Annotated in this window: 26 protein-coding genes and 1 pseudogene; 16 read left to right on the plus strand and 11 right to left on the minus strand. The window is 63.0% G+C overall.

The features are described from left to right. Positions 1–37 precede the first annotated feature (37 nt). Positions 38–892, plus strand: a complete 855-nt coding sequence (locus B7Y49_RS08385) for an NAD(P)-dependent oxidoreductase (protein WP_374127134.1) — start codon at positions 38–40, stop codon at positions 890–892. Further along, positions 889–2,529 (plus strand): amidohydrolase, encoded by a 1,641-nt coding sequence (locus B7Y49_RS08390; RefSeq protein ID WP_374127135.1) that lies wholly within the window; start codon positions 889–891, stop codon positions 2,527–2,529. Before B7Y49_RS08385 ends, B7Y49_RS08390 begins: the two co-directional genes overlap by 4 nt. Before the next feature lie 60 nt (positions 2,530–2,589). Here B7Y49_RS08390 and glsA read toward each other — a convergent pair whose 3' ends face one another. The 3 genes from glsA to B7Y49_RS08405 all read right to left on the minus strand — a co-directional run bounded on the left by glsA (position 2,590) and on the right by B7Y49_RS08405 (position 6,284). Then, positions 2,590–4,296: a glutaminase A gene (gene glsA, locus B7Y49_RS08395; protein WP_374127136.1), complete on the minus strand. Its 1,707-nt coding sequence runs from the start codon at positions 4,294–4,296 to the stop codon at positions 2,590–2,592. A 170-nt stretch (positions 4,297–4,466) separates the two neighbouring features. After that, positions 4,467–5,168, minus strand: coding sequence for a response regulator transcription factor (gene ctrA, locus B7Y49_RS08400; RefSeq protein WP_374127137.1), 702 nt, complete (start codon positions 5,166–5,168; stop codon positions 4,467–4,469). A gap of 165 nt (positions 5,169–5,333) precedes the next feature. Next, positions 5,334–6,284, minus strand: coding sequence for a LysR family transcriptional regulator (locus B7Y49_RS08405; protein WP_374127159.1), 951 nt, complete (start codon positions 6,282–6,284; stop codon positions 5,334–5,336). 108 nt (positions 6,285–6,392) lie between these two features. Between B7Y49_RS08405 and B7Y49_RS08410 the strand changes: the two genes are divergently transcribed. Both B7Y49_RS08410 and wrbA read left to right on the plus strand, forming a co-directional pair. Further along, the gene (locus tag B7Y49_RS08410) at positions 6,393–7,106 is read left to right on the plus strand and encodes a pirin family protein (RefSeq protein WP_374127138.1); all 714 of its coding nucleotides are present in this window, start codon (positions 6,393–6,395) and stop codon (positions 7,104–7,106) included. Between the two features lie 156 nt (positions 7,107–7,262). Further along, positions 7,263–7,865: an NAD(P)H:quinone oxidoreductase gene (gene wrbA / locus B7Y49_RS08415; RefSeq protein WP_374127139.1), complete on the plus strand. Its 603-nt coding sequence runs from the start codon at positions 7,263–7,265 to the stop codon at positions 7,863–7,865. 139 nt (positions 7,866–8,004) lie between these two features. Here the strand turns inward: wrbA and B7Y49_RS08420 are convergent, their stop codons facing one another. Beyond that, complete coding sequence (locus B7Y49_RS08420; RefSeq protein ID WP_374127140.1) at positions 8,005–8,766, minus strand: M15 family metallopeptidase; 762 nt, start codon at positions 8,764–8,766, stop codon at positions 8,005–8,007. 67 nt (positions 8,767–8,833) lie between these two features. On the opposite strand from B7Y49_RS08420, the gene B7Y49_RS08425 reads away from it, so the two are divergent. Together B7Y49_RS08425 and arfB are read left to right on the plus strand one after the other, a co-directional pair. Further along, positions 8,834–9,529, plus strand: coding sequence for an RluA family pseudouridine synthase (locus B7Y49_RS08425; protein WP_374127141.1), 696 nt, complete (start codon positions 8,834–8,836; stop codon positions 9,527–9,529). Further along, positions 9,522–9,929 carry an aminoacyl-tRNA hydrolase gene (arfB, locus tag B7Y49_RS08430; protein ID WP_374127142.1) on the plus strand — a complete coding sequence of 136 codons (408 nt, stop codon included), beginning with the start codon at positions 9,522–9,524 and terminating at the stop codon, positions 9,927–9,929. The genes B7Y49_RS08425 and arfB overlap by 8 nt, the downstream gene beginning before the upstream one ends. Before the next feature lie 811 nt (positions 9,930–10,740). On the opposite strand, the gene B7Y49_RS08435 is transcribed toward arfB, so the two are convergent. Genes B7Y49_RS08435 through B7Y49_RS08445 form a run of 3 tightly spaced genes read right to left on the minus strand, consistent with a single transcriptional unit; the run spans position 10,741 to position 13,220 of the window. After that, entirely contained in the window at positions 10,741–11,739 is a 999-nt protein-coding gene (locus tag B7Y49_RS08435) for an aldo/keto reductase (protein WP_374127143.1), read from the minus strand. Between the two features lie 51 nt (positions 11,740–11,790). Continuing rightward, entirely contained in the window at positions 11,791–12,207 is a 417-nt protein-coding gene (locus B7Y49_RS08440; protein ID WP_374127144.1) for a DoxX family protein, read from the minus strand. After that, entirely contained in the window at positions 12,204–13,220 is a 1,017-nt protein-coding gene (locus B7Y49_RS08445; RefSeq protein ID WP_374127145.1) for an aldehyde reductase, read from the minus strand. The genes B7Y49_RS08440 and B7Y49_RS08445 overlap by 4 nt, the downstream gene beginning before the upstream one ends. Positions 13,221–13,314: 94 nt before the next feature. On the opposite strand from B7Y49_RS08445, the gene B7Y49_RS08450 reads away from it, so the two are divergent. The 4 genes from B7Y49_RS08450 to B7Y49_RS08465 all read left to right on the plus strand — a co-directional run bounded on the left by B7Y49_RS08450 (position 13,315) and on the right by B7Y49_RS08465 (position 15,859). Next, positions 13,315–13,899 carry a TetR/AcrR family transcriptional regulator gene (locus tag B7Y49_RS08450; protein ID WP_374127146.1) on the plus strand — a complete coding sequence of 195 codons (585 nt, stop codon included), beginning with the start codon at positions 13,315–13,317 and terminating at the stop codon, positions 13,897–13,899. Positions 13,900–13,934: 35 nt separating this feature from the next. After that, positions 13,935–14,057 carry a hypothetical protein gene (locus tag B7Y49_RS08455; RefSeq protein ID WP_374127147.1) on the plus strand — a complete coding sequence of 41 codons (123 nt, stop codon included), beginning with the start codon at positions 13,935–13,937 and terminating at the stop codon, positions 14,055–14,057. A gap of 248 nt (positions 14,058–14,305) precedes the next feature. Continuing rightward, entirely contained in the window at positions 14,306–14,785 is a 480-nt protein-coding gene (locus tag B7Y49_RS08460) for a GAF domain-containing protein (protein WP_374127148.1), read from the plus strand. 126 nt (positions 14,786–14,911) lie between these two features. Next, positions 14,912–15,859 (plus strand): RcnB family protein, encoded by a 948-nt coding sequence (locus B7Y49_RS08465; RefSeq protein ID WP_374127149.1) that lies wholly within the window; start codon positions 14,912–14,914, stop codon positions 15,857–15,859. Between the two features lie 169 nt (positions 15,860–16,028). On the opposite strand, the gene B7Y49_RS08470 is transcribed toward B7Y49_RS08465, so the two are convergent. Then, a complete protein-coding gene (locus B7Y49_RS08470) occupies positions 16,029–17,324 on the minus strand; it encodes a M28 family metallopeptidase (RefSeq protein WP_374127160.1) in 1,296 nt (431 codons plus the stop codon). A gap of 57 nt (positions 17,325–17,381) precedes the next feature. Continuing rightward, positions 17,382–17,837: a universal stress protein gene (locus B7Y49_RS08475; RefSeq protein ID WP_374127150.1), complete on the minus strand. Its 456-nt coding sequence runs from the start codon at positions 17,835–17,837 to the stop codon at positions 17,382–17,384. 148 nt (positions 17,838–17,985) lie between these two features. Between B7Y49_RS08475 and B7Y49_RS08480 the strand changes: the two genes are divergently transcribed. From B7Y49_RS08480 to B7Y49_RS08500, 5 genes are read left to right on the plus strand one after another with little or no spacing between them, the layout of a single operon-like run. After that, positions 17,986–19,287, plus strand: a complete 1,302-nt coding sequence (locus B7Y49_RS08480) for a dihydrolipoamide acetyltransferase family protein (protein ID WP_374127151.1) — start codon at positions 17,986–17,988, stop codon at positions 19,285–19,287. Positions 19,288–19,297: 10 nt separating this feature from the next. After that, on the plus strand, positions 19,298–19,525 hold the full coding sequence (locus B7Y49_RS08485) for a hypothetical protein (RefSeq protein WP_374127152.1): 228 nt from the start codon (positions 19,298–19,300) through the stop codon (positions 19,523–19,525). Next, on the plus strand, positions 19,518–19,907 hold the full coding sequence (locus B7Y49_RS08490; protein WP_374127153.1) for an acyl-CoA thioesterase: 390 nt from the start codon (positions 19,518–19,520) through the stop codon (positions 19,905–19,907). Before B7Y49_RS08485 ends, B7Y49_RS08490 begins: the two co-directional genes overlap by 8 nt. 41 nt (positions 19,908–19,948) lie before the next feature. Then, the gene (gene lpdA / locus B7Y49_RS08495) at positions 19,949–21,346 is read left to right on the plus strand and encodes a dihydrolipoyl dehydrogenase (RefSeq protein ID WP_374127154.1); all 1,398 of its coding nucleotides are present in this window, start codon (positions 19,949–19,951) and stop codon (positions 21,344–21,346) included. A 5-nt stretch (positions 21,347–21,351) separates the two neighbouring features. Further along, complete coding sequence (locus tag B7Y49_RS08500; protein ID WP_374127155.1) at positions 21,352–22,647, plus strand: amidohydrolase family protein; 1,296 nt, start codon at positions 21,352–21,354, stop codon at positions 22,645–22,647. Positions 22,648–22,764: 117 nt separating this feature from the next. On the opposite strand, the gene B7Y49_RS08505 is transcribed toward B7Y49_RS08500, so the two are convergent. Both B7Y49_RS08505 and B7Y49_RS08510 read right to left on the minus strand, forming a co-directional pair. Then, complete coding sequence (locus B7Y49_RS08505; protein WP_374127156.1) at positions 22,765–23,271, minus strand: polymer-forming cytoskeletal protein; 507 nt, start codon at positions 23,269–23,271, stop codon at positions 22,765–22,767. 94 nt (positions 23,272–23,365) lie between these two features. Beyond that, on the minus strand, positions 23,366–24,484 hold the full coding sequence (locus B7Y49_RS08510) for a hypothetical protein (protein WP_374127157.1): 1,119 nt from the start codon (positions 24,482–24,484) through the stop codon (positions 23,366–23,368). A gap of 409 nt (positions 24,485–24,893) precedes the next feature. On the opposite strand from B7Y49_RS08510, the pseudogene rpsL reads away from it, so the two are divergent. Then, positions 24,894–25,088 (plus strand): annotated as a pseudogene (gene rpsL / locus B7Y49_RS08515) (30S ribosomal protein S12); the annotation flags it as partial.

Here is a 25,088-nt window from a genome sequence, read left to right on the forward strand (position 1 = left end):
TGGCGTGGCGAAGGAACACGCCTTATGCGCTGGTTCCATGGCAGATATCGCATTCATCGGCACCGGAATCATGGGCGGCCCCATGGCACGCCATCTCGCAGCGGCAGGGCACAGCCTGACCGTCTATAACCGCACCCGCGCCAAGGCAGAGGCTTGGGTGGCGGCGCATGGCGGGGCGGTGGCGGATAGCCCAGCGGCCGCCGCGACGGGCAAGGATGCGGTGATTGCTTGCGTGGGCAATGATGACGATCTGGCACAGGTGACGCTGGGCACTGACGGCGCGTTCGCGGCAATGCGTGACGATGCGGTCTTTATCGATCACACCACCGTCTCCGCCGACATCGCCCGTCGGTTGGCGTTAGCGCGCACACTGGTCGTCGATGCACCGGTTTCGGGCGGGCAGGCGGGGGCGGAGAATGGCAAGCTCTCGATCATGTGCGGTGGCACAGCGGCGGCGATGGCGGCGGCGGAGCCGCTGATGGCGGCCTATGCGCTCCGCATCGTCCATGTCGGCGGGCCCGGCGCCGGGCAGCAGACCAAGATGGTCAACCAGATCGCGATCGCCGGGGTGCTGCAGGGCTTGAGCGAGGCGCTGCGCTTTGCCCAGGCGAGCGATCTCGATCTCGACAAGGTGTTCGAAGCGATTTCAGGCGGGGCCGCGCAAAGCTGGCAGATGGTCAATCGCTGGCAAACGATGAGCGAGGACAAATTCGATTTCGGCTTTGCGGTCGATTGGATGCGCAAGGACCTTGGCCTCGCGCTCGATGAAGCGCGCAAGAACGGCGCGAGCCTGCCGGTCGCGGCGATGGTCGATCAATATTATGCCGATGTGCAGAAAATGGGCGGAAACCGCCAGGATACGAGCTCGCTGGTCAGGAGAATGCCGAAATGAAGAAGTTTCTGCTCGCGGCGCTGCTCGCGACAATGCCAAATCCCGCCTTCGCCGATGGTCTGATCGACAATGTCGATGGCGTCACGCTTGATGCCGATGGCAAGGTGCTGCGTTTTACCGGGCTGCTGATCACACCTGACGGCCATGTCGCTCGCCTGATGAAACAGGGGGAGAAGCGCCCCGACAGGCTTGATTGGCGCGCAGATATGAAGGGCAAGGTGCTGCTGCCCGGCTTTGTCGATGCGCACGGCCATGTGGTCGAACTGGGGTTCCGGGCGCTTGAGCTTGATCTGTCGGACACCAAGTCGCTGGACGAGGCCAAGGCGAAGATCGCGACCTATGTCGCCGCGAACCCCGAAAAGAAATGGATCTTGGGCGGCGGCTGGAATCAGGAAAAATGGGGGCTGGGCCGTTTTCCCACTGCTGCCGATCTTGATGCGGTGGTGAACGATCGCCCGGTCTGGCTGTCCCGCGCGGATGGCCATGCGAGCTGGGCGAACAGCGCGGCGATGAAGGCGGCGGGCATCACCGCCAAGAGCATTTCGCCCGCCGGTGGTCGTATTGAGAAAACCGGGGCAGAGCCGAACGGCGTGTTCGTCGATTCAGCCCAGGAACTGGTGCTGAAGGCCGTGCCCAAGCCGCTCCCCAAGGAACGCGGCACTGCGGTGCTGAAGGCGCAGGCGATCCTGCTGAGCTATGGCATCACCGCGACAGCGGATATGGGCACCTCGCTCGATGACTGGATGGCGTATCGTCGGCTCGGCGATGCCGGATCGCTCCGGGTGCGGATCATGAGCTATGGTGCGGGGCTGGAAGACACGATCCGCATCGGCGGCATCGGCCCGACGCCCTGGCTCTATGGCGGGCGGCTGAAGCTGGCGGGGATGAAGCTTTACACCGATGGCGCGCTGGGATCGCGCGGGGCGTGGCTGAAGGCCCCCTATGCCGATGCACCGGGGCAGTCCGGCGCCGGGTTCCTGGCGGATGACGTACTGCGCAACCTGATGAGCCGCGCGGCGATGGACAATTATCAGGTCGCCGTCCACGCGATCGGCGACAAGGCCAATGCGCAAGTGGTCGATGCGATCGCCGATCTGGCCGAAACCTATAAGGGCGATCGGCGCTGGCGGGTGGAGCATGCCCAGGTGATCGACCCCGTCGATCTCGCCAAGTTCGGCAAAAACGGCATCATCGCCTCGATGCAGCCGGTGCATGAAACCAGCGACCGCACCATGGCAGAGGCGCGATTGGGGCCAGCGCGGCTGGCGGGGGCCTATGCTTGGCAGACGATGCTCCAGCAGGGTGCGGTGCTGGCGTTCGGCACTGATTACCCGGTTGAGAGCCCCGACCCGTTCGCGGGCTGGGCGACGGGCTTCACCCGGTCAGACGCCGATGGCCAGCCCTTTGGCGGGTGGCAGCCACAGGAACGCATCAGCCGCGAACAGGCCTGGCGCGCCTATACGATGGACGCCGCCTATGCAGGTTTTGCCGAAAAGGATTTCGGGCGGCTGGGCGCGGGGCAATGGGCCGATTTCATCATCGTTGATCGCGATCCGCTGCTCGCCAGCCCAAGCGATCTGCGCGCGACAAAGGTCGAAGAGACGTGGATCGGTGGGGTGAAGGTTTGGGGGCGGTGAGGCGGCGGCGGGTGCGCGGTATCTGCTGCACGTGATACTGGTCCAGCAGCGCTGCCTCCACTAACGGTCCCGTGCCAGCTTTGTAGGTTTTGGCTTGGGCTGAGCGGTCGCTTCGGCACCCGGTTCGGCGGCGGTGCCGATGATTTGCTGCAATTCTTCTCCCACCAGCCGCAACAGCTTTTCGACGGTTGCGTGTCCACCACGCACGGCATCATCGAGCGGCGTGTTGCCCCAGCGATCCTTGGGATCGATGCGTGCGCCCTGATCGATCAGGAATCGTACCGCTTCGGTATGGCCCTCGCTTGCGGCCAGGTGCAGCCCGGTGCGACCATCATAATCGGCCGAATTGACGTCCGTGCCTTTGGCGATCAGCCGTCGCATTTCACTCACGTCGCCGCGGGCGCCCGCTGCGCACATCAAAAACGCCGGCTCGACCTCGTTCATCACTTCGCTGCGACGTGGGTCGACCAGCCGGTGGTCGGCAACCACGTTGGCATAGGTATGGAATGGAAAGGTCTCGACCAGTCGCTTGGAGAATTCGACCCCGCGGACGGTGTTGCCGAGTGAATCAAGGCGCGGGCTGTAAAGCGCAATCCCGCACACACCCGGCACGACAATGAACATCGCGCCGGACACCCCCGATTTGGCGGGCAAGCCCACCGTGAACGCATATTCGCCTGAAAAATCATACATGCCGCAGCTGTACATCAGCGACAGGCAGTTCTTGGTAGTGGACGGAGAGAACACGCGCTTGTCCGTCATCGGGCAAATGCCGCCATTAGCAAATGTGGCCGCAACGGTTGCCATTTGTTTGACGTCGACGGTGATCGAACAACACTGGAAATAGAAATCGAGCGTCGCGATCAGATCGGTATCGGGCGGGAAGGCTTTGTTCTCCCGCATGAAATAGGCGAGCGCAAAATTGCGGTCGGCGGTATCCTTTTCTGACAGATAGACCGAGTTATCGAACCCCGCGGATTCATTGCCCGCCAGCGATCGCCAGACGCTCATGACATAATCGAAGCGATCGGCGAGCGGGAGGCCGGGCTTGATCAACGCCGAGCACATGATCGCGCCGGCGTTGATCATCGGATTGTGCGGCAATGACGCGTTGTTGAGGGTCAGCTCATTAAAGGACCGACCCGAGGGCTCGCGCCCGACATGACGCTGCACTTGCGCCTGGCCCAGCGTATCCATCGCAATTGCATAATTGATTGGCTTGCATGTGGATTGGACACAATAGCGTTCTTCATCATCGCCAAGCGACATTCGCTGGCCATCGACGGTGCAGACCGCAATCGAATAAAGATCCGGATTTACCCTGGCGAGCTGGGGAATATAGGTGGCGACTTCGCCCCCATTATAATCCCGAACAAAATCAAAGATTGTCGTCAGCTTGTCGCGGAACCGCTGAAAATCAGGGATGATCAGGTCGCCGCGCAACGCCCGGTGCAGCAGCGATGTCGTCGATGGGTGCAGGCTTTCGGCAAATTCAGAAAGCGTGATCGGCTCAAGATCGGCCCGCCGACGCAATGCCTTCACCGTTTCGCGAATACGCGGGTCGTCGAGTAAGATGCCGGTATGCTCGATCGCGGTTTCGAAATCCCGCCGGGTGATCGTCAGATCCTTGCTCTGCCGGATCGCGTTGAACATCGCGGTGGCGACGGGGTCATGATTATGCCCGGTGGCTGCGTTGGTCTTGGAGACCGGGGCCTGGAGGGGTGGCGGGGCCATGGTGGCGGCCAGCAGAAAATCTTCCTCGTTCATCGCATCGCTCCCGTCCGGTCAGGCGTTCATTGGCCTTTCTCTTCGGTAGCGACGCTATACAAAAGCCAGGCTGCTGCGTCACCATGATCAAGTGCATCATGAGGAACAACAAAAAAGCCCGCAGTTTCCGACTTGGAAACTGCGGGCTTTTCCCCCGTATTTAATCTTGCTTATGCGACGGCAGCTTCCTGCACTTCGTCAGGCTCGCGTAGCACATAGCCGCGACCCCAGACGGTTTCGATATAGTTGTCGCCTTCGCAGGCCATGCTGAGCTTCTTGCGCAGCTTGCAGATGAACACGTCGATGATCTTGAGTTCGGGTTCGTCCATGCCGCCATAAAGGTGGTTCAGGAACATTTCCTTGGTAAGCGTGGTGCCTTTGCGCAGCGAAAGCAGCTCGAGCATCGCATATTCCTTGCCGGTCAGGTGGACGCGGGCGCCATCGACTTCGACGGTCTTGGCATCCAGATTGACGGCGAGCTTGCCGGTGCGGATCACCGACTGCGAATGGCCCTTGGAACGGCGCACAACCGCGTGGATGCGGGCGGTGAGTTCTTCGCGGTGGAAAGGCTTGGTGACATAATCGTCAGCGCCGAAACCGAACGAGCGGACCTTGCTGTCCATTTCGTTGATGCCGGAAAGGATCAGAACCGGCGTCTGCACCCGGGCGACGCGGAGCTTTTTCAACACGTCATAGCCGTGCATATCGGGCAGGTTCAGGTCGAGCAGGATGATATCATAATCATACAGCTTGCCCAGATCGAGGCCTTCTTCGCCAAGATCGGTGGTATAAACGTTGAAGCCCTCAGCCGAGAGCATCAGTTCAATGGCTTTGGCCGTGGTGGGCTCGTCTTCGATCAGCAGTACGCGCATCTGGCAGTTCCCCTGTTGCTCGCAGCCCCGAACATCCCCAGTCGCTCGGCGCGTTCACACACATTCCATTAACCTGATCAGTAATGAAGGTAAAAGGTTAATTTCAGATTAATCGGCCTGACTCCACGAGTCGCGGAGAATCCTTTAGGTCGACACCAAGCCCAATCATTGTGCCGAATTGGTGAATTCGGCATTTGGTACATCATGCGGCCCGTCGTCGACGGGGCACAATCGACGCAGGTGCACGGTGAGATAATCGAGCAGCAGATCGACGCGCGCCGGGCGCAGGCTGCCGGGTGGGGTCATGAGGTGCAACGCAATCGGGGGCGCGTGCCAGTCGGCCAGGATCGGCGTCAGCGTGCCGGCCGCGATATCGTCGCCGACGATGAAATCGGGCAGCACCGCAATCCCCAGACCCTGGCGGAGCGCGGGGAGGAGAGCATCGCCGCTATTCGCACGGAACGGCCCGGCCGGACGCACCGCCACTTCGGCACCACCTGGTCCCGCGAAACGCCATGGGCCGTGCAGGTTGGTATAGGCAAGGCAGGCATGCTCGCCGAGTTGCGCGGGGTGAGTTGGGGTGCCGTGGCGGGCAAGATAGACGGGCGCGGCCACGATATGCACGGTCACAGGCCCCAACCGTCGCGCGCGAAGCGAACTATCGGGGAGATTGGCGACACGGACCGCGATGTCAAACCCCTCGGCGACGATATCCAGCTTGGTGTCCGACAGATGGAGATCGATTTCGATGCCCGGATGCGCGGCGATAAAATCGGCAATCAGCTCGGTTAGGTACAACAGGCCAAGCGTCATCGGGGCAGCCATGCGGATCAGCCCCGCCGGGGCCAGGGCTGCGTCGCGCGCAGCTTCTTCCGCTGCATTGGCTTCGCCTAGAATGCGGGCGGCGCGTTCGGCGAGCACTCTGCCATTTTCTGTCAGGCTCAACCGACGCGACGTGCGGTGGAACAGCGATTGGCCGAGGTGCGTTTCGAGCCGCGTCACCGCCTTGGAGATGGTCGCCTTTGACAGGCCGATCGCGTCCGCCGCCCCACTAAACGACCGATGCTCGACGACGCTCGCAAAGATCGCCCATGCTTCAAGATCGGGAAGCCGCACATCACCCTCCACATAAATTGACCGATATCGGAAACGATGCGTTTCTATCGTTTCCATTTACGCCGCAAACGCAACCCCTATCTTGGCGTCAACTTCAAGGAGGTTCCCATGTTGACCAAGACACGTATCGACCGGCGGCCTTTCGACAGCCTTGGCCATGCCGATCATGGCTGGCTGAATGCGCGCCACCATTTTTCGTTCGCCAATTACTATGATCCTGACCGGATGGGCTGGGGCAGCATCCGCGTGTGGAATGATGACGAGATCGCCGCCAATTCGGGCTTTCCGCCGCATCCACACCGCGACATGGAGATCATCACCTATGTCCGGGCGGGTGCGATCACGCACCAGGATTCGCTGGGCAATACCGGCCGTACCGAAGCAGGTGATGTGCAGGTGATGAGCGCGGGCACTGGCGTTCGCCATTCGGAGTATAATCTGGAGCCGGAAACCACGCGGATCTTCCAGATCTGGATCGAGCCGAAGCGCTTGGGCGGATCGCCAAGCTGGGGGGCAAAGCCGTTCCCCAAGGGCGATCGGTCGGGCCAGTTCGTCACGCTCGCCAGCGGTTTCGCCGAGGATGAAGGCGCTTTGCCAATCCGTGCCGATGCCCGGTTGCTCGCTGCCACGGTGAAGGCGGGCGACACGATCAACTACACGCTTGGCGAAGGGCGGCACGGGTATCTGGTACCGGCCACCGGCCGCATCGACATCGATGGCGAAGTGATAGCCGCCCGCGACGGTGCAGCGATTCACGGCGGACAGACAGTGACGATCACGGCGATTGAAGAGTCCGAAATTGTTCTGGTTGATTCCGAGTAACGTATTTTAATTGTTGAAATATTCCCCGTTTCCGAGCCCGTCCGTGGGCGCGGAAGGGGCGGACATCGCTTCTCTCCCCCCCCGTGCGGTGTCCGCCCCGAATTTTATCGCCCCCGCGATTCACGCGATGCAATCGCTTGAAATTGGAGACTTATCGTGTCGAAGGTCCTTGTTCTGTATTACTCGTCCTATGGCCATATCGAGCAGATGGCCGATGCCGTTGCCGATGGTGCCCGCTCGGCCGGTGCGACCGTTGATGTCCGCCGCGTGCCCGAAACCGCGCCCCAGGCGGTTGTGGAAGCGGCGCATTTCAAAACAGACAGCGCCCACCCGGTGATCGGATCGGTCGAAGAACTGGCCAATTACGACGCCATCGTCATCGGCGCGCCAACGCGCTTCGGCCGCATGCCCGCCCAGATGGCGGCGTTTCTCGATCAGGCCGGCGGGCTTTGGTACCGCGGTGCCCTGAACGGCAAGGTCGGCGGTGCCTTCACATCGAGCGCGACACAACATGGCGGCCAGGAGGTGACGCTGTTTTCGATCATCACCAATTTGCTGCATTTCGGGATGACGATTGTCGGGCTCGATTATGGCTTTCAGGGCCAGATGGGTGTCGACGACGTGAAGGGCGGATCGCCTTACGGCGCGACGACGATCGCTGACGGCAATGGCAGCCGCCAGCCAAGTGCGACCGAACTGGACGGTGCCCGCTATCAGGGGCGCCGGATCGCAGAGGTTGCGGGTAAGCTCGTCGCATAGAGCTCATCGCAGTACATCTGAACAATGTCCGTTCGGCCTGAGCGAAGTCGAAGGCCACGCGTTGCGCAGGGTGCTTCGACTTCGCTCAGCACGAACGGTACAGAATTATCGCACGTTGATGTGATCGCGCAGCATCGGTTTATCGCGGCAGCGGTGCTTCCGATGGAGGCACCGCGGCTGGCATTTCCGGCGCCGTGATTGCAGGCGCGTCGACCTGCATCGGGCGCGCGGGATAGGCGGTTCGGGCACGCGCAAAAATCGCACGGGCGGGCCCGGCGCCGGGGGCGGTTGGCGATGTGCCGACCCAGCGCCAGTGCCACGGTTCCCACGTCACGCCCTGCGCATTGCCCGCCGGAAATGACAGCTCGAACCCGTAGTTGCTGGCGTGGGTGAGCAACCAGCGACCAGCGCGGGTATTGGCGAAGCACGCCTCGAGATCGACGCACCCGCCCGATGGCCGCGCACCGAAATCGAGCGCATAGCCGGTCGCATGCTCGCTATAGCCGGGCGGGCCGACATAGCGGGCGCGCTCGGCCGGGTTCTTGCAGCGTTTGCCCGGGCCAATCTGGCCGCAAAAGACGCTGCGTTGGCGCGCAACGGTGCGGTAGCAGGATATCGCCTTGATCTGACCGCCAAGGCCCGCCGATGTCGCGTCGGTCAGCATGCGCGACAGGTCAGCCGCTGCTTCGGGTCGCAACCGGCAGGGTGTGCCGAGCGAAAAGCGCGACGGCATCGTCACCAGTTCGGGCTGGTTCGCCTGGCCATAGGGCAAATGCCCAAGCATCCGCCCATCGCGTCCCACCTCCACCCGGTGGCCGATACACAGCTCCTGACCTGATGCCATCGCGATCGACGGAATCAGCGCGATCGTCATCACGGCGATGGCGGCGAGGTGTTTCATGGGGTCTCCGGGAAGGTAGCTTGCGCTTTTTGTGGCACGCGGGCGCGGCGAGTGGCAAGGGCGGGGAATGATAACCGACCATGTTCTTTTCATCGACGGCGAAGCGATCGTCATTGACAAGCCAACCGGCCTGCCGGTCGATCCGCCGCGCGACGGTGCGCTGAGCCTCGAAAACCATCTCCAGAGCCTGACCTTCGGCTTTCAGCGCTGGCCGCAGGCGGTGCACCGGCTCGACCGGGATACCAGTGGCTGCCTGCTCCTTTCCCGCAATCCCAAGGCCCATAAGCGGTTCCAGCGCGTGTTCGAGGCGGGGCTGGTGACGAAGCGCTATCTGGCGGTGCTCGACGGCGTGCCGACCGGCGAGGAGGGGCTGATCGACATCGCGCTCGACAAGATCAGCAGCGAGGCGGATGGTTGGCGAATGATCGGCAGCCCCAAGGGCAAGCCATCGCGCACCCATTGGCGGCTGGTGCGGGTGGAAGGCGCGCAATCGCTTGTCGAGTTCCGTCCCGAAACCGGGCGCACCCACCAGATCAGGGTGCACGCTGCCGAAGGGCTCGGCGCGCCGGTCGCGGGCGATCCGGTTTATGGGCGCAAGGGGCCGCATGGCATGCTGCTTCACGCCGCCGCGCTCATCGTGCCGCGCGAGGGCAAGCCCGATGTGAGCGCCGAAGCGCCCTTGCCTGAGCGATTTGCGGCGGCGGGATTCGGCGCTGAAGCGTCCGCTGATGCTGAGCCCATCATCGAGCCGGGCCATGGCTGAGTATGTTCTCCCCGAAAGCGCGATCGAGGAGGAGCGGTTTCTGGCCGCATCGGGGCCGGGCGGGCAGAACGTCAACAAGGTGGCGACCGCGGTGCAGCTGCGCGTCGCCGTGTTCAAGCTCGGCCTCGCGCCAGATGTCTATCAGCGGCTGAAGGTGCTCGCGGGCACGAAGATGACGGCAGCGGGCGAACTCGTCATCACCGCGCGCAAATTTCGCACGCAGGACGCCAACCGCACCGACGCCCGCGCGCGCCTGTCCGAACTGATCGGCAAAGCGCATGAACGCCCCGTCCGCCGCGTCAAAACCAAGCCAAGCAAAGCCGCCAAGGCCCGCCGCGTCGACGCGAAAAAGGGTCGGAGCGAGGTGAAGGCAGGACGCGGTCGGGTGTCGGTTGATTAGGCCGCCGTCCGCGATGTCGCTTTTTTCGATCCGGTCTCACTTCATCCCACGCAAAAGGATGGCGCACATTCCAATGTGAAGTTGCGGAAGTTGCGGGTCTCGCGCACTTTTTCGCAACTTCGGTTTTGGGAGAGAAAACCGGCTGTGATCAACAAGTTCAAAGAGCGGCCGGAACGGTTTCTGTTTGTGACGATGTAGGAACGCCGTGGCTAGTTTTGTAGAGGCTTTCCCTTTGCCGCTGCCGTTCCGCCAAAGCCGTCACCCCGGGACGAGCCCGGGGTGACGATGAAAAGTTGGGCAGCTTCCGCCCAATCGCAGAAGTTGACATTGTGCTCCCGCGAAGGCGGGAGCCCAGACTGGATCCCCGCCTTCGCGGGGACACAACTGACAGCGAAGTGACTGCTTTCCAACAGTTCTCTCCGTAGTGCGCCTTGGCGCATTGCTGCCCTACCCGAAAGCGGAACGACGGCTATCGGGCGGAAAAGCAGACTGGCTGCAAGCGCCCCAATCCCAGCCGGTCAGCGCCGTTTTTAGGTTTCCTAAAACCCGTCGCTCGATCGTCGCTTGCCATGCTTCGACCAATGTCGACACCTGGGACACAGCGGCAGTTGGTCGTAGCGCGGTTGAACGTCCGCTTCAGCCACCAGTCGATATTCTGCATTTGCCCGCGCCTGCATCGAACGATTAATCCCGTTTGGAGCCCAGCTTGACAGCACGTTGATTCAGGCGGATCCGAGGTTCCTCCTCTCGCAACCAGTGGTCATCAGATCGACGCCGGTGGTCGCGATCCAGCAGCAGAGCCCCCAGCGGTTCAAGCCCGGGAAACTGGGCAAGCTTGGTTGTCGGCTAGTCCGAGCCCATCGATACGGGAGCGCAAGTCGACCGGGAGCGGGCCAGCTCGTTCGGCCAAGAGGCATTCGGCGAGTTCCTGTCGGTTCTTCACCCCCAGCACTACAGTGTCAACGCCGTCCATATCGAGTGCATAGCGGTGGGCGATGGCCGCCGGCGAAGCACTGATATCGGCACACAAGGCACGGAACGGCGCGGCAGCCCGGAAATCGCGCATTTCGGGGTGGGAATCCTTCAGCGGCCGATCGATGGCCGAGGTCAGTGCGCCGGCCTGGACGGCGCGAATGCCCATGACACCGACGCCGTTCAGGGCGGCCGCGCGGATAATGTCGCGCGGCTGCGGCGCCTCGCCATAGGCGTGCATGCCGCCGGGCGAATCCATCAGGTTGCTAATGGCCTGCACGATGTCGGGGCGGATCGCGTGGCGCAGCGCCTTGAGGATTGTCGAAGGCACACCGACCCCGGTGATGCCCCAGGCGCCGATCCGCCCGCCTGCTTTCAGAGCTTCGAACGCTGGGACGACCTCGTCGACATAGTGTTCCCACGGCGTAACATGCTCGGCGCGGAGCGTAGCATCGAATCGAAATGCCGCGTCGTCATCGGCGATGAAACTGTGTAGGAGAAAGATGTCGACCCGCTCCAGCCGCATCACCGCCAGGCTGGCGTCAAGCGAGGCCTCCAGCCGGCTGGCAACGGTGCCCCGTCCGGGCGCGCCCAGCCCGCATTTGGTGGTGATGCGGACGCTGTTGGGCAAGCGCCCGGCAAAGGCTTCGCCGATGATCGCTTCGCAATTGCGATATCGGGGGGCCGCGTCGATTAGGTTGATACCCGCATCAATGGCATCGCCGATGGTGGCCAGCGCCTCGTCGCGGTTGGTGGTGCCCCACACCTCGCCAAGTCCGGCACCGCCGAGCGTCAGCCGGCTGATATTCTCGAAAGGGCCAAGCCTGATGAACTGCATCGGAACAAGCTTTCGATCAGCGCGGCACCCAGCCGCTGGTTTCAAGCGCAATCATCGACGCTGCTGATCTTGTGAGCCGGCCAGCAGCAGCAATCCGCCGGCGACAGCTACATTCTTCAAGAACAGCGAACCTTGCAGCCGCGCAACTTCGCCTTCCATCGTCCAGAAATCGTGGAACCAGTAATTGGTCGCCAGCGTGAAGATGGCGAGAACAAAGGCCGCAAGTGCCGCCCCGCGGCGGCCGATCGCGACGAGCAGGCCGCCGCCGAGTTCGAGCGCGATCGTTGCTGGCAGCAGCAGCGATACAGGTTCCAGCCCGGCCGCCGCCATGCTAGCCCCTGTCTGGGCATAGGTGGTCAGCTTCAGGACTCCGGCGAAGAGGAACAGCGAGGCCAGCAGCAGGCGCCCGGCGGTGGCAATGGCCGCGGACATCACGACATCGTCCGGTACAGGCGCATCGGCTGTCACACCATGCCCAGCCGGACGGCGGATTCGGCACTCGCCAGCAGCGCCTCGCGGGCCGGGATGAAGTCGATGCCCAGCCGCTCGCGCGCCTTTCGGTTGTCATACACCCGTTGGCGGTTGAGATTGGGCAGCAACGGCTTGAGGTTGGCATTGGACCGCGCCATCAGCCTCACCAGCCAGGTCGGCAACTCGCCCCGGGGCAGCTTGCGATCGGGATAGGCCTCGCGCAGGATGGCGCCGACCTCGGCGAACCAAAGCGTCTCCGAACAGACGATGTAGCGCTCGCCAGCGGCATCCGGGCGTTCCATCGCCTCGATATGCGCCTTTGCCACATCGCGAACATCGACAATGCCCTGGTGCAGCCGCGGATAGCGCGGCATCGATCGGCGCAGCGGCCCGATCACCATGCCGAGCGAGGTCGAGACGTCCTTGCTCATCGCCGGTCCCAGCACCGCGACCGGGTTGATGACGGCGAGTTCCAGCCCGGCGCCTTCGCCATGCACATAATCCCACGCCGCGCGCTCGGCGAGCAGCTTTGATTGGGCATAAAAGGAGACCCGGTCGAGATCGTCCATCTTGGTCCAGTGGCTCTCGTCATAGGCTGCCGGCGCGTCGGCACCCCAGCCGGTATCGACCGCCGCGACCGACGAAGTCAGCACCACCCGCTTGACGCCCGCTGCTTTTGCCGCCTTCAGCACCCGCAGCGCCCCGTCACGGGCTGGCCCGATCAACTCGTTGGCCGAGGCAGGCTGAGTCGGTGGAAACGGCGACGCCACATGCTGAACATAGGTGATGTCCGCCATCGCTTCCGCCCAGCCGGCGTCGCTGCTGAGGTCGGCGGCGACGATCTCGATGGCGATCGGACGCCCGGCAAAGTCAGAAAGGATCCGGTTGAGCGCCTCGCCCTTGGCGGCGGAACGCGCGGTGCCGCGCACCTCATAGCCGTTGTCGAGCAGGGCGAGGATCAGGTGCGACGCGACAAATCCGGTTGCACCCGTCACGAGAACTTTGGTCATGATGGCTCCAGTCAAACCGATCGCTGCGTCGATCAGCAATTCGTACTTTACACTTCAAACAACAACTGTAAATGTGATTCTGAAAGGCCGGTTGATGAAGCAGGACGCCAAGCGAGAGACCGTGTTCGAGGCAGCAGCAACCTTATTCGCCCAATATGGCTTTCGCCGTGCCTCGATGTCGGAAATCGCCGCGGCTGCCGGCATCTCCCGGCCGACGCTCTATGCGATGTTCGACAACAAGGAGACCTTGTTTCGTCAGCTCGCCAACCACCGCCAGAACCAGGCCATCGACGAAGCTGCCGCCGTGCTGGCGGAGGACGCGCCCGTGGCCGATCGTGTCACGCGCGCCATCCTCGCCTATGAACGCATCTATTATGAACCGGTTGCCGGGTCGCCGCATGGCGCCGAGTTCATGGACCTCAACAATGGGGCGGCGCTGCAGGACATGATCGACGGGCGAAACCGGCTGATTGTCTACCTATCGGGCGCCATCGCGGCCGCACAGGCCGATGCGCCGTTGCCTGGTGCCGCGATGCCGGCCCGCGATTTTGCCGAGTTGTTGATGCTGTCGATCAACGGCTTGAAGAAGGCAGCAAGCTCGATCGAGGAATTCCGCCAGAAGATCCGCGAAGTGTCGGGGATCTTCATGGCATCGATCACGTCGCACACGCAAGGCTGAACCAAAGCTCGCGGGATGCGGGTCTGGAGGGTTTGATGACAGGTTTCAGGATCAATGGCCGCCAGACCGAAATCGCTTTCGAGCTCGACATGCCGCTGCTCTCGGCGATCCGCGATCACTTGAAGCTACTGTTCCGCGTTGACCTCGGAAATGTCTGAAACAGGGGCGGCAGCCGTGGAACAGTGCGGCGCGATCGAAGGGCCTCTATGCGAGGTCGGCCGCCCGAAACCTGCCCTACCGCTTTCCACCAGAAGCGGTCATTGTGGAATAGGCAATCCAGCGTGATAGTCGTTTACTTCCGAGCTTTCGAAAGATTGCCCGGCAAAACGATCCTCAACCGCACCGCCTTGCCAAAGGGAGCCCGCACTCCCAATTTGCCTGCTCACTGCCCCGGAAAGCCCACCCCATGTACGCCTTCACCGTCGATACCAGCGCCAAGGACGAATTGTACCGCGATCTCGCCTCGGCGCTCGACGCGCTGACCGCGGATGAGCCCGATGCGGTGGCGAATATGGCCAATGCGGCAGCGCTGATGTGGCAATATCTGCCCGATCTCAACTGGGCGGGATTTTACCGTCTGGTCGGCGGTGAGCTGGTGCTCGGGCCGTTTCAGGGCAAGCCTGCCTGCATTCGGATCGCCATGGGTGCGGGGGTTTGCGGTACGGCCGCCGCCACGTTGACGACGCAGCTGGTCGATGATGTCCATGCCTTTCCCGGCCATATCGCCTGCGATGCCGATAGCCGGTCCGAACTCGTCGTGCCGATCGTGCGGGATGGGGTGTTGCTGGGGGTGCTCGACCTCGACAGCCCAATAGCGGCGCGGTTCGATGCCGCCGATGCCGCCGGGGTAGAGGCACTGGCGGCGATGCTTGCCGCGCGGCTTTAGCCCGACTTGGCTGACCCGATCTGGGACACGCTCTCCCGTGGCTGAAAACTGCCAAAAATGGTAACGGTCGCGTTAAGGATATGGTCCGTTTGACGGCCTGTCCCGGTACCCGTTGGAGAGTTAACCATGCGAACCCCCATGATCGCGTCACTTGCCCTTTTGGCGACGACGATGGCCGGCCCTGCCGATGCCCAGCGACTCGGGGGTGGACGCATGGTGGCGCCGCAGATCGCGGTGCCACCGGCAGGGCCGCAAGGTGGCCCGCCCGTGGCGATCACGCCGCAGCCTGCGCCGCAGATGGGTATGCCTGCGCCGCGCGTCGGGCAACCGCGGATGAGCGGCCAACGGATGGCTGGCCAGCGTTTCCAGGGCCAGCAATTTCAGGGCCAGCGTTGGGGTGGTCGCGTCGGCGGGCGCTGGATCGGTGGTGTGCAGGCGCCGGGCGGCTGGAACGCCTATCGCCGCCCCGGCCGCGGCTTTGCGCTGCCATCCTATTGGATCGCGCCGAGCTTCTTTATCGGCAACTTCGCCAGCTACGGCCTCGCGCCGCCGCCTTATGGCTATCACTGGTCGCGCTATTATGACGATGCCGTGCTGATCGATGATCGTGGACGCGTCTATGATAGCGTGCAGGGCATCGGCTGGGATGACACGCGCGATGAAGGCTATGATGACGATCAGCCTGGCTATGGCGCACCCTATGCCGCACCGACGACTGGCTATCAGGGCAGCTATGAGGGCACTTATGAAGTAGGCGGCCAGCGAGGCTATCAACGGGGTCAGCAGAGCGGCAGCTATCTCCCGCAAGTTCAGGTGCAGGGCGGTGCGGTGGTGCAGCCACTCTATCCGCATGGCTATACGCAAAGCTGGTCGGCAGGCAGTGGCTATTACTACCCTGGCGGCGTGACCACGACGATTACGGTGCAGCAAGCACCCGTCGTCACGACCACCGTCACCGAGTATATCGAGGAAACAGTGTACCGCGCGCCTGTGCGCCGCAGCTACCGCAAGCCGGTTCGCAAGTGGAAGCCGAAGGCCAAGCCGCAATGCGCGTGCCAGTGTGCCTGCCGGTGAAGAGGCACGTCTAGGCTCGTTTGTGAACGGACATAGGGATAGGGGCCCGTCACCCCGGACTTGATCCGGGGTCCCGCTTCTTATCGTCGGCCGCAAAAGCGGGACCCCGGGTCAAGCCCGGGGTGACGTCGAAAATGTCTTGATAAGGCGAGAGCGGGTTTCGCCCCAATCACTGCCGCGTCGGTGCCGCTCCCAATGTCGCAATGCTCTCCGCGCCCGACCCGCCAAGTGCAGCCACTGCAAACAAATGATCGTCGATCGAGGTGTTTACCAGCGTGACATTGGTATCGGTAATGTCGCGCTTGCCCGTCCAGCGATCGGTATCGGTTCGCCGCCAGTACACGCGGTAGCCGGTAGCGCCCGGCACGGGCTCCCATGAAACCTTGGTGTCGAACGAGATCGCGCCGCTGATCGCGACCGTCTTGGGCGCACCGGGGGCGCTGGCGAAGCGGCGGATCGCGGCGATGTTGATCGCGGTCACCTTGGCGAGATAGGGGAAATCCATCTTGTCGACCGTATCGCCGTATTCGATGCCGTTTTCGGTGCGCAGATCCTGATGCTGCTGCGTCCAGTTTTCCGCCCCGACCGAAAAGCGGACGGCGGGATAGCCAAGTTTCAGGAACGGCTCATGATCGCCCCCGCGCCCGAAACGGTCGGGCCGGCGATCCATGAACACGTCGAGCCCGCCGCGAATTTCGCCGGCAACGTTATCGATCGCCTTGGCGAGCGCGCGGCTGGGGCCGTCATCCTCTCCGCCATTGCCGCGCCGGGCGATTTGCTGGGGCAGCGTTTCCGATGCGCGGATGCCCTCGGAAAACACCCGGACCCGGTCTGCCACGCGGATGCCGTTCTGGCCCATCGTGTTGCCGACGATATCGTTGTTGAGCATCGCCGAGATTTCCCAGCCGCGATCGCGGGCGGTTTCGGCCAGCAAGGTGCCGCCCCACAGACCCTGCTCTTCGCCCGAAAAGATCGCGTAGACAATCGTCGCGTCGAACGTTTCCTTGGAAAGGATGCGTGCGGCCTCCATCACCAGTGCGACACCCGATCCATCATCGTTCGCGCCGGGCGCATCCTTGGTAATGTCGAGCGTGTCGGTGCCGCGGCTGTCGATATGCGCGCCGACGATGACAACGCGGTTCTTGTCGCGCCCCCATTGCACGCCGAGCACGTCGATCACTTCAACGCCATTGGGGGCGCGTGGACCAGTGAACGTGCGGCCTATGCGCTGCACCTGCATGCACTTGCACGCCTCGCCCAGCTTATCGAGCTCATCCGCCACCCAGGCCCGCGCAGCACCGATGCCACGCACCGGATCGGTCGCCGACGACAACGTATTGCGCGTGCCGAACGAGACGAGCTTTTCGACGGACGCCTTCAGGCGGACGGCGTCGGGCTTGTCGGCGGCGAGGGCGGGGCTGGCGGAGGCGAAGCACAACACCGCAGCAGTGGTCAGTTTTTTGATCATGGGCAGTATCGTGCCGGTTCGGTTGTGATCGATCAAGTGCCGTTCGCGGACGGCTTAACTCAGCCGGTCGATCGCCTCGGCGCTTAGGCCGCCAGGGATGATCATCAACGGGATCGGCAACGCGCCCGCTTCTGACCCGGCAAAATGGCTGATGAGCGGTCCCGGCGCGCCACTTGCCGCGGCGGCGAGCACCAACGCGGCGATTTCCGGATTGCCGGCGATCACATCGCGAATCACCTTGTTGGCGTCGCCCTGTCGCACGGTGATGATCGGTTTCAGCCCCGATTCCTCGATCAGCGTTCCTGCGGCGGCGGCGACCAGCGCCTGGGCGTGCTGGCGCGCTTCTTCCTCGATCGTTGCCTGCACGCCGCCCCAGGGCACGAACTCGGCGGCGGGCACCAACGCCAGGATTTCCACGCCGCCACCGGTCTTGACGGCACGGCGCGCGGCAAAGCGCAGCGCGGTTTCGGCCTCGCGGCTTTCATCGATGACCACCAGGTAGATCCGCACCGCCACCCTCCCTCTTTTGTCTTTGGATGATAGGTGGGCCGGATGGCGCGCGTGCGCAAGCTACTCATGGCCCGGATGGACTTGACCCGAACGCCGGGATGGCGAAGGAAACGCCCACCCCCAGGACTCGTGCAAGGATCCACCTTTCATGCCGATCGAGATCAAGATGCCCGCGCTTTCCCCGACAATGGAGGAAGGCACGCTCGCCAAATGGCTGATCAAGGCAGGCGATACCGTGTCATCGGGCGATCTGATGGCCGAAATCGAAACCGACAAGGCGACGATGGAATTCGAAGCGGTCGATGAAGGCGTGATTTCCGAAATCCTCGTGGCGGAGGGCACCGACAATGTGAAGGTCGGCACCGTTATTGCCATCCTGACACAGGAAGGGGAGGCAGCGGCCCCGAAGGCGGCATCCAAGGCGGAGGCGGCACCGTCTGAGGCCAAGCCCGAACCGACCCCGGCGCCTGTTGCACCTGCGCCTGCCGCCGCTGCACCCGTTGCCGTTGCGCCGATCGCAACGGGCGATCGCATCAAAGCGAGCCCGCTCGCGCGGCGGATCGCGGCGGCGAAAAGCGTCGATCTCGCGACGCTCACCGGCACGGGGCCGAATGGCCGGATCATCAAGGCGGATGTCGAAGCCGCAGGCAGCGGTACGGCGGCTTCCGCGCCAGCAGCAACATCTGTTAAGGCCGCGCCTGCGGCACCGGCCGCACCCGAAGCGCCGCGCTCGACCGCGCCGGTCGCCTGGGACGATACGATCCCGCACCAGATCGACAAATTGTCGAACATGCGCAAAACGATCGCGCGCCGCTTGACCGAGGCGAAATCGACGATCCCGCATATCTATCTCACGGTCGATATCCGGCTCGATGCACTGCTCAAGCTGCGCGGCGAGCTCAACAAGGCGCTCGAGCCGCGCGGGGTGAAGCTGTCGGTCAATGATCTGCTGATCAAGGCGCTTGGCGTCGCGCTGATTCAGGTGCCCAAGTGCAACGTCACCTTCCTTGGCGATCAGCTTGTCACCTACAGCCGCGCGGATATCGCGGTGGCGGTGTCGATCCCCGGGGGGCTGATCACCCCGATCATCAAGGATGCGGCGAACAAGAGCATGTCGGCGATCGCCACCGAGATGAAGGGCCTCGCCGCCCGCGCCAAGGACGGCAAGCTGCAGCCTGCCGAATATCAGGGCGGCACGGCTTCCATCTCCAACATGGGGATGTTCGGGATCAAGGCGTTCGACGCCGTCATCAACCCGCCGCAGGGCATGATCCTGGCGGTCGGTGCGGGCGAGCAGCGCCCCTATGTGATCGACGGCGCGCTCGGCATTGCGACGGTCATGTCGGTGACGGGCAGCTTCGATCACCGCGCGATCGATGGGGCAGACGGTGCGCAGTTGATGCAGGCGCTAAAGGCGCTGGTCGAAAATCCGCTCGGCTTACTGGCATAAGGGGCAGGCGATGCGCTTTGCGATCGAGCTGATGTATGTGGCGATCGGCATTATCGTGTCGATCGTGATGGCGGTTGCTGCCGCTTGGGCGGTGCCACTGGCGCGTGCTGAGATCTGGATCATCGATTATGTCGCGATCGCCTTCATCATCGGTATGGGCTATCCGCAGATGCGTGATGCATGGGCGGCGGACCGGGCGGCTGACCGCGCCGCTGGGGTAACGTCGGACCGTGGCTGATCAGCCGCCCGGCATGACGCTGGCCATTCGCGCCACCGCGATGGCAGAAGATGCCAACCCTTACGGCTCGATTTTCGTTGGCTGGCTGATGGGGCAGATGGCGCTCGCGGCGGGCTCTGTCGCGTCGCAGCGTTGCCGGGGCCAGGCCCCGGTGGTCGCCGCTGACGGGTTCAACTTCACCGCGCCGGTTACCATCGGCGACGAGGTGAGCTTTTATGCCAGTATCATTGCGGTCGGGCGAACGTCCATGACCGTCGCGGTCGAATGCTGGCGGCGAGACCGACACGGCGACGACACCGAGCGCGCCGCACGCGGCCAGCTCACGCTTGTGTCGATGGGGCCGGATGGCAGGCCCCGCCCGGTCGATGGCCCGCTCGTCTGACATTCCTTCACTGATCCTTCCTCCCTCCCCAGGAGATAGTTGTGGCTGACCAATTTGATCTCATCGTTCTCGGTTCGGGGCCCGGCGGCTATGTCGCGGCGATCCGGGCGAGCCAGCTTGGCCTGAAGGTCGCGATTGTCGAGCGTGAGTTGCTCGGCGGCATCTGCCTCAATTGGGGGTGCATCCCCACCAAGGCGCTGCTGCGATCGGCGGAAATCTATCATTATATGCAGCACGCCAAGGATTATGGCCTGGTGGCCGAGGGCATCAGCGCCGATATCGACGCAGTGGTGAAGCGCTCGCGTGGTGTGGCGAAGCAGCTCAATCAGGGCGTCACCCATCTGATGAAGAAGAACAAGATCACGGTGGTGATGGGCGAGGGGAAACTGACCGCCGCCAATGTGCTGACCGTGACCGACAAGGACGGCAAGTCGACCGCGCTTGCGGCGAAGAACATCATCCTAGCCACCGGTGCGCGCGCCCGCGACCTGCCGTTTGCGCCCGCCGACGGGAAGCGCATCTGGACCTATCGCCACGCGATGGTGCCGCCCGAAATGCCGACCAAGCTGCTCGTCATCGGCTCCGGCGCGATCGGGATCGAGTTCGCCAGCTTCTACAATGATATGGGTGCCGAGGTGACGGTCGTCGAAATGCTCGACCGGATCGTGCCGGTCGAGGATGCCGATGTTTCCGCGTTCCTCGAAAAGGCACTGAAGAAGCAAGGGATGACAATCATGACCGGCGCGGGCGTCGAGAAGCTGAGCGTCACCGACAAGGGCGTGAAGGCGAGCATCAAGGGGAAAGATGGCAAGGTCATCGACGGCGAATTCAGCCACTGCATCGTCGCGATCGGCATCGTCCCCAACACCGAGAATATCGGGCTGGAAGCGCTCGGCGTGGAAACCGATCGCGGCTTCCTGAAGACCGGACCGACTTGCCAGACCAACGTCCCCGGCCTCTACGCGATCGGCGATATCACCGCCCCGCCCTGGCTGGCGCACAAGGCAAGCCATGAAGGCGTGATCGCGGCGGAATCCATCGCCGGCGGCCATCCGCATGCGATGGACCCGAAGAACATCCCCGGCTGCACCTATTGCCACCCGCAGATCGCCAGCGTCGGCCTGACCGAGGCCAAGGCGAAAGAAGCCGGGTACGATGTAAAAGTCGGCAACTTCCCCTTCATCGGCAACGGCAAGGCGATCGCACTGGGCGAGGCCGAGGGCTTCGTGAAGACCGTGTTCGATGCCAAGACCGGCGAGTTGCTCGGCGCGCACATGATCGGCGCCGAAGTGACCGAGCTGATCCAGGGCTATACGATCGGCAAGACCGCAGAGCTGGTCGAAGCCGATTTCATGGAAAGCGTGTTCCCACACCCGACCTTGTCGGAAATGATGCACGAAAGCGTGCTTGGCGCTTACGGGCGGGCGCTGCATATCTAATGCTAATGTCAAAGGGGTCGAATGTGCTGAAATCCATTGTTGCAAGTGCTGTTGCGCTTGCATTCGTCACCGTTCCCGCCGCTGCTGACACCGTGGTCGTCACCGCCGATCACATGGTTGACGTGGTGAATGGCAAGACGGTGGACTACCCCGCTATCTTCATCACCGACGGCCGCATCACCGGCGTTGCCGATGCGCGTACGGTGAAATGGGGCAGCGATGTGAAGCACATCGATCTTTCGGGCCAGACCATCCTGCCCGGTCTGATCGACATGCATGTCCATCTCGATGCCGATCCCCGGCTCAGTGGCTATCAGGCGCTCGGCTATACTGACAGCTTCTGGCAAGCAGTTGGTGTGGCCAATGCCAAGGCAATGCTGGAGGCGGGCTTCACGACGGTGCGCAATGTGGGATCGGGCCAGTTCAACGATGTCGGTCTGAAACAGGCGGTAGAGGCCGGCTATATCGCCGGGCCACGGATCGTGCCGTCGGGTTATGCGCTGGGCGCGACCGGCGGGCACTGCGACGGGACCGAATCACTCCCGCCCAGCTTTGCAGGGCTGCCCAATCCGTCCGTGGCCGATGGGCCAGAGGGGTATCGCAAGCTGGTGCGCACGATGCGCAAATATGGCGCGGAGGCGATCAAAATCTGCGCGACCGGCGGAGTACTTTCGCGCGGCGATGCGGCAGGCGCGCAGCAAATGACGCTTGATGAGATCAAGGCCGTTACGGCGGAGGCGCATATGCTTGGCATGCGCGTTGCCGCACACGCCCATGGCACGTCCGGTATCAACGATTCACTGCGCGCCGGGGTGGATACGATCGAGCATGCCAGCCTGGCCGATGCCGAGAGCTTCCGTCTCGCCAAGGCGGCGGGCGCGTGGTTCTCGATGGATATCTATGACGATGATTATATTCTGGCCGAAGGTGCGAAGAATGGGGTGTTCCCCGAAAGCCTGGAAAAGGAACGCCAGATCGGCCGCAAGCAGCGCGAAGTGTTCCGCGATGCGCACAAGGCGGGCGTAAAAATGGTGTTCGGCACCGACAATGGCGGCGTGTTCCCGGCGGGCCAGAATGCGCTTCAGTTCGCCAAGATGATCGAATGGGGGATGACCCCGGCCGAGGCGATTCGGACCGCGACGACGAATGCGGCAGAGGCGCTGTCGCGCACAGCCGATGTCGGTTCGCTTGCGGTGGGTCGCTATGGCGACATCGTAGCCGTCACGGGCGATCCGCTGACCAATGTCCGCCTGCTCGAAAAGCCGAGTGCGGTCATCAAGGGCGGGGTGCGCATCAAGTAAGCGGCTGCCATCGTCACCGTGGTAAAGGCCGGGGTCCTGCGCCCAGTGCACCACGCAGCAAAAAGGCGCTTTCCCAGCCCCCCGGGAAAGCGCCTTATGCTCGAACCGCGCTACCGATCAGGCGGCGGCTTCGCTCGGAGGGGTGTAGAATACTGATTCGGTCGCGCGCGACGGCGAAGTAACGGTTGTCGTCGCCGGACCGCCAAAGGTTTTCCCTGAATCGGGCGAGACGTGCTTCAGGCGGCCATCGATGCTGGCGCCGTTTTCGATCGCGATGTTTTCATATTCGACATCGCCGGTGATCCGCGCAGCGCGCTCGACGGTGAGTTGGCGTACCGACACCGTGCCCTCGATCGCGCCGCCCAGACGCGCGCTTTCTGCACGAACGTTGCCCGAAATGCGGCTCTCATTGCCCTGGACGAGCGATCCGCAATTCACGTCGCCGTCGACACGACCGTCGATGTGCAGATCGGCGGTTGCAGTCACGTTGCCCGTCACGATTACATCAGGCCCGAGCACCGAGAACATTCCGCGCTTGGCCGACGACTGGGCGGGGGCTGGTGGCAGGCTGCTCGAGCCCGTCTCCCGCGTCGATCCAGCCTTGTTGTTGTTAAACATGCTCATAATCACCCCGCACAAAAAAACCGAGCCAGAAGCTGATCCAGCGACTCGGGAAGAACCGTAACATAAAACAGGGTCGGCTAGGAGACGGGAACACTCATATTGGGCGTACCAGAAGGGGATTGTCGTTCGCCGCGGGCTGGAGCAGCGGCCGGGCGATACGCCAGGTGGCGACGAGCATCGGCACGGCGCTCATCGCAGCGACGGATTCGATGCCGCTCAGATAGGCGAACAGCGCCAAAGTCGATCCAGTCTGGATCAATAAGGCGGTTCGCCAGCTTTCCCGATCGGCGGCCATGATCGCCAATACCAGCGCGACGATATCGGCGAGGTAGAAGAAGCGCTCATGCATTTTGGGGAGCAGCCCCGCCGTTACCAGCATCGCCAGCAACGCAGCAGCGATCAGCGCACGGCCGTGCAGCGGTTGGGCCGAGAATCGCGCGATATAGGCGGCACTCGCGCCGACAGCAGCGGTAAAGGCGAGCCCCAGCAACGGCATATCCTCACCCCGCGGCAGCAGATCGATGATCGACCAGATATTGGGGGCATTGCGGGAGAGATCAGCAAAGGTCGTGCTTTGCAGCGCATAGATAGCGACCAGGTTGCCAGGCGGCCAGCCGGCCACCATCGCCGGGATCATCATCGCGGCGGTTGCAAGCGGGGTCAGCAGCCACAGCCGGACGGGCACGCGCCGGTGGATCAGCAAGGCCAGAAAGAAGGGCGCGATCAGTACCGCCTGCGCCTTGAACGACAGCGCGACCCCGCACCACAGCAGCATCGCGGCATGGCGGCGATCAAGTGCGGCGGCGAGCGCCATCACGCACGGCGCTGCCCAGAACATGTCGGCCTGGCCCAGCAGTGAAGCGTTGATCGCAACACTCGGCAACAAGAATACCAGCGCGGCACCCCGCTCAGGCTGCGGTACATCCAGGCGAGTCAGCAGATACCGCACCGCGAGCGCAAGCGCGCCGGTGCCTGCGACCGAGATCAGCTTGATCAGCGTGATCCACGGCACGAACGGGGCCAGCGGGCTGACGATTGCCAGCAGATAAAGATAGGGCGGGGTGTAGTTTGAAAATGGCGCGGCAAAGGCGGCTACCGGCCCGGTGCGCACGACATGATCGAACCACGGCAGCAAATAAGCCGACATATCGGCCGCAACGATGTGCCAGAAGGCCAGATGCAGCAGGGCGGCCGCTGCCAGGGTGACGACCACTGGCGGTAAGGGCGATCGGGCGGGCGCTGCCGGCAGAAGTACTGTGAAGTGGGGAGCAGGAATCATGGATAAAGCCATGCCCCGGCCATGGTTGAGGCGGGGTTAAGTTCAGACGGGATAGTGCCATTTTGAGTGGCGGCACGTCACGGAATTGCGCTGGATTTCTGCGCCTAGCGCGATTGACGCATCATGGCATTGACCACCCCGGCCAGCATGGGTATAGCGCCGCCTGCTCGCGAAAGGGGCTGGTGGTGGGTTTGCCTGCACGCCGTTCGCTAGTGAGCAGAGCTGAACATTGCTGAACGCAAGGGGCCTGGGGGGCCGTTATGGCCGCCGGGGTCCCTTTGTATTTTTCCGCTTTCAGCAAAGTAACCGCCGGGATTGCCGGTAACAAAAGGTGAAGGGCTTCATGCCAACGATTAACCAGCTGGTCCGCAAGGGCCGCGATCCGCAGAAGGCCAAATCAAAGGTCCCTGCGATGGACCAGAACCCCCAGAAGCGGGGCGTCTGCACGCGCGTTTATACGACGACTCCGAAAAAGCCGAACTCGGCATTGCGCAAGGTGGCCAAGGTTCGCCTGACCAACCAGCGCGAAGTCATCAGC

It is taken from the genome of Sphingomonas sp. 28-62-11 (genome assembly GCF_002278865.1).
GTDB lineage: Bacteria > Pseudomonadota > Alphaproteobacteria > Sphingomonadales > Sphingomonadaceae > Sphingomonas.

Coding starts and splice junctions, on each gene's coding strand:
- B7Y49_RS08385 (WP_374127134.1), top strand. CDS start 38: ATGGCAGATATCGCATTCATCGGCACCGGAATCATGGGCGGCCCCATG.
- B7Y49_RS08390 (WP_374127135.1), top strand. CDS start 889: ATGAAGAAGTTTCTGCTCGCGGCGCTGCTCGCGACAATGCCAAATCCC.
- glsA (WP_374127136.1), bottom strand. CDS start 4,296: ATGAACGAGGAAGATTTTCTGCTGGCCGCCACCATGGCCCCGCCACCC.
- ctrA (WP_374127137.1), bottom strand. CDS start 5,168: ATGCGCGTACTGCTGATCGAAGACGAGCCCACCACGGCCAAAGCCATT.
- B7Y49_RS08410 (WP_374127138.1), top strand. CDS start 6,393: ATGTTGACCAAGACACGTATCGACCGGCGGCCTTTCGACAGCCTTGGC.
- B7Y49_RS08420 (WP_374127140.1), bottom strand. CDS start 8,766: ATGAAACACCTCGCCGCCATCGCCGTGATGACGATCGCGCTGATTCCG.
- B7Y49_RS08425 (WP_374127141.1), top strand. CDS start 8,834: ATGATAACCGACCATGTTCTTTTCATCGACGGCGAAGCGATCGTCATT.
- arfB (WP_374127142.1), top strand. CDS start 9,522: ATGGCTGAGTATGTTCTCCCCGAAAGCGCGATCGAGGAGGAGCGGTTT.
- B7Y49_RS08435 (WP_374127143.1), bottom strand. CDS start 11,739: ATGCAGTTCATCAGGCTTGGCCCTTTCGAGAATATCAGCCGGCTGACG.
- B7Y49_RS08445 (WP_374127145.1), bottom strand. CDS start 13,220: ATGACCAAAGTTCTCGTGACGGGTGCAACCGGATTTGTCGCGTCGCAC.
- B7Y49_RS08450 (WP_374127146.1), top strand. CDS start 13,315: ATGAAGCAGGACGCCAAGCGAGAGACCGTGTTCGAGGCAGCAGCAACC.
- B7Y49_RS08455 (WP_374127147.1), top strand. CDS start 13,935: ATGACAGGTTTCAGGATCAATGGCCGCCAGACCGAAATCGCTTTCGAG.
- B7Y49_RS08460 (WP_374127148.1), top strand. CDS start 14,306: ATGTACGCCTTCACCGTCGATACCAGCGCCAAGGACGAATTGTACCGC.
- B7Y49_RS08465 (WP_374127149.1), top strand. CDS start 14,912: ATGCGAACCCCCATGATCGCGTCACTTGCCCTTTTGGCGACGACGATG.
- B7Y49_RS08480 (WP_374127151.1), top strand. CDS start 17,986: ATGCCGATCGAGATCAAGATGCCCGCGCTTTCCCCGACAATGGAGGAA.
- B7Y49_RS08485 (WP_374127152.1), top strand. CDS start 19,298: ATGCGCTTTGCGATCGAGCTGATGTATGTGGCGATCGGCATTATCGTG.
- B7Y49_RS08500 (WP_374127155.1), top strand. CDS start 21,352: ATGTCAAAGGGGTCGAATGTGCTGAAATCCATTGTTGCAAGTGCTGTT.
- B7Y49_RS08505 (WP_374127156.1), bottom strand. CDS start 23,271: ATGAGCATGTTTAACAACAACAAGGCTGGATCGACGCGGGAGACGGGC.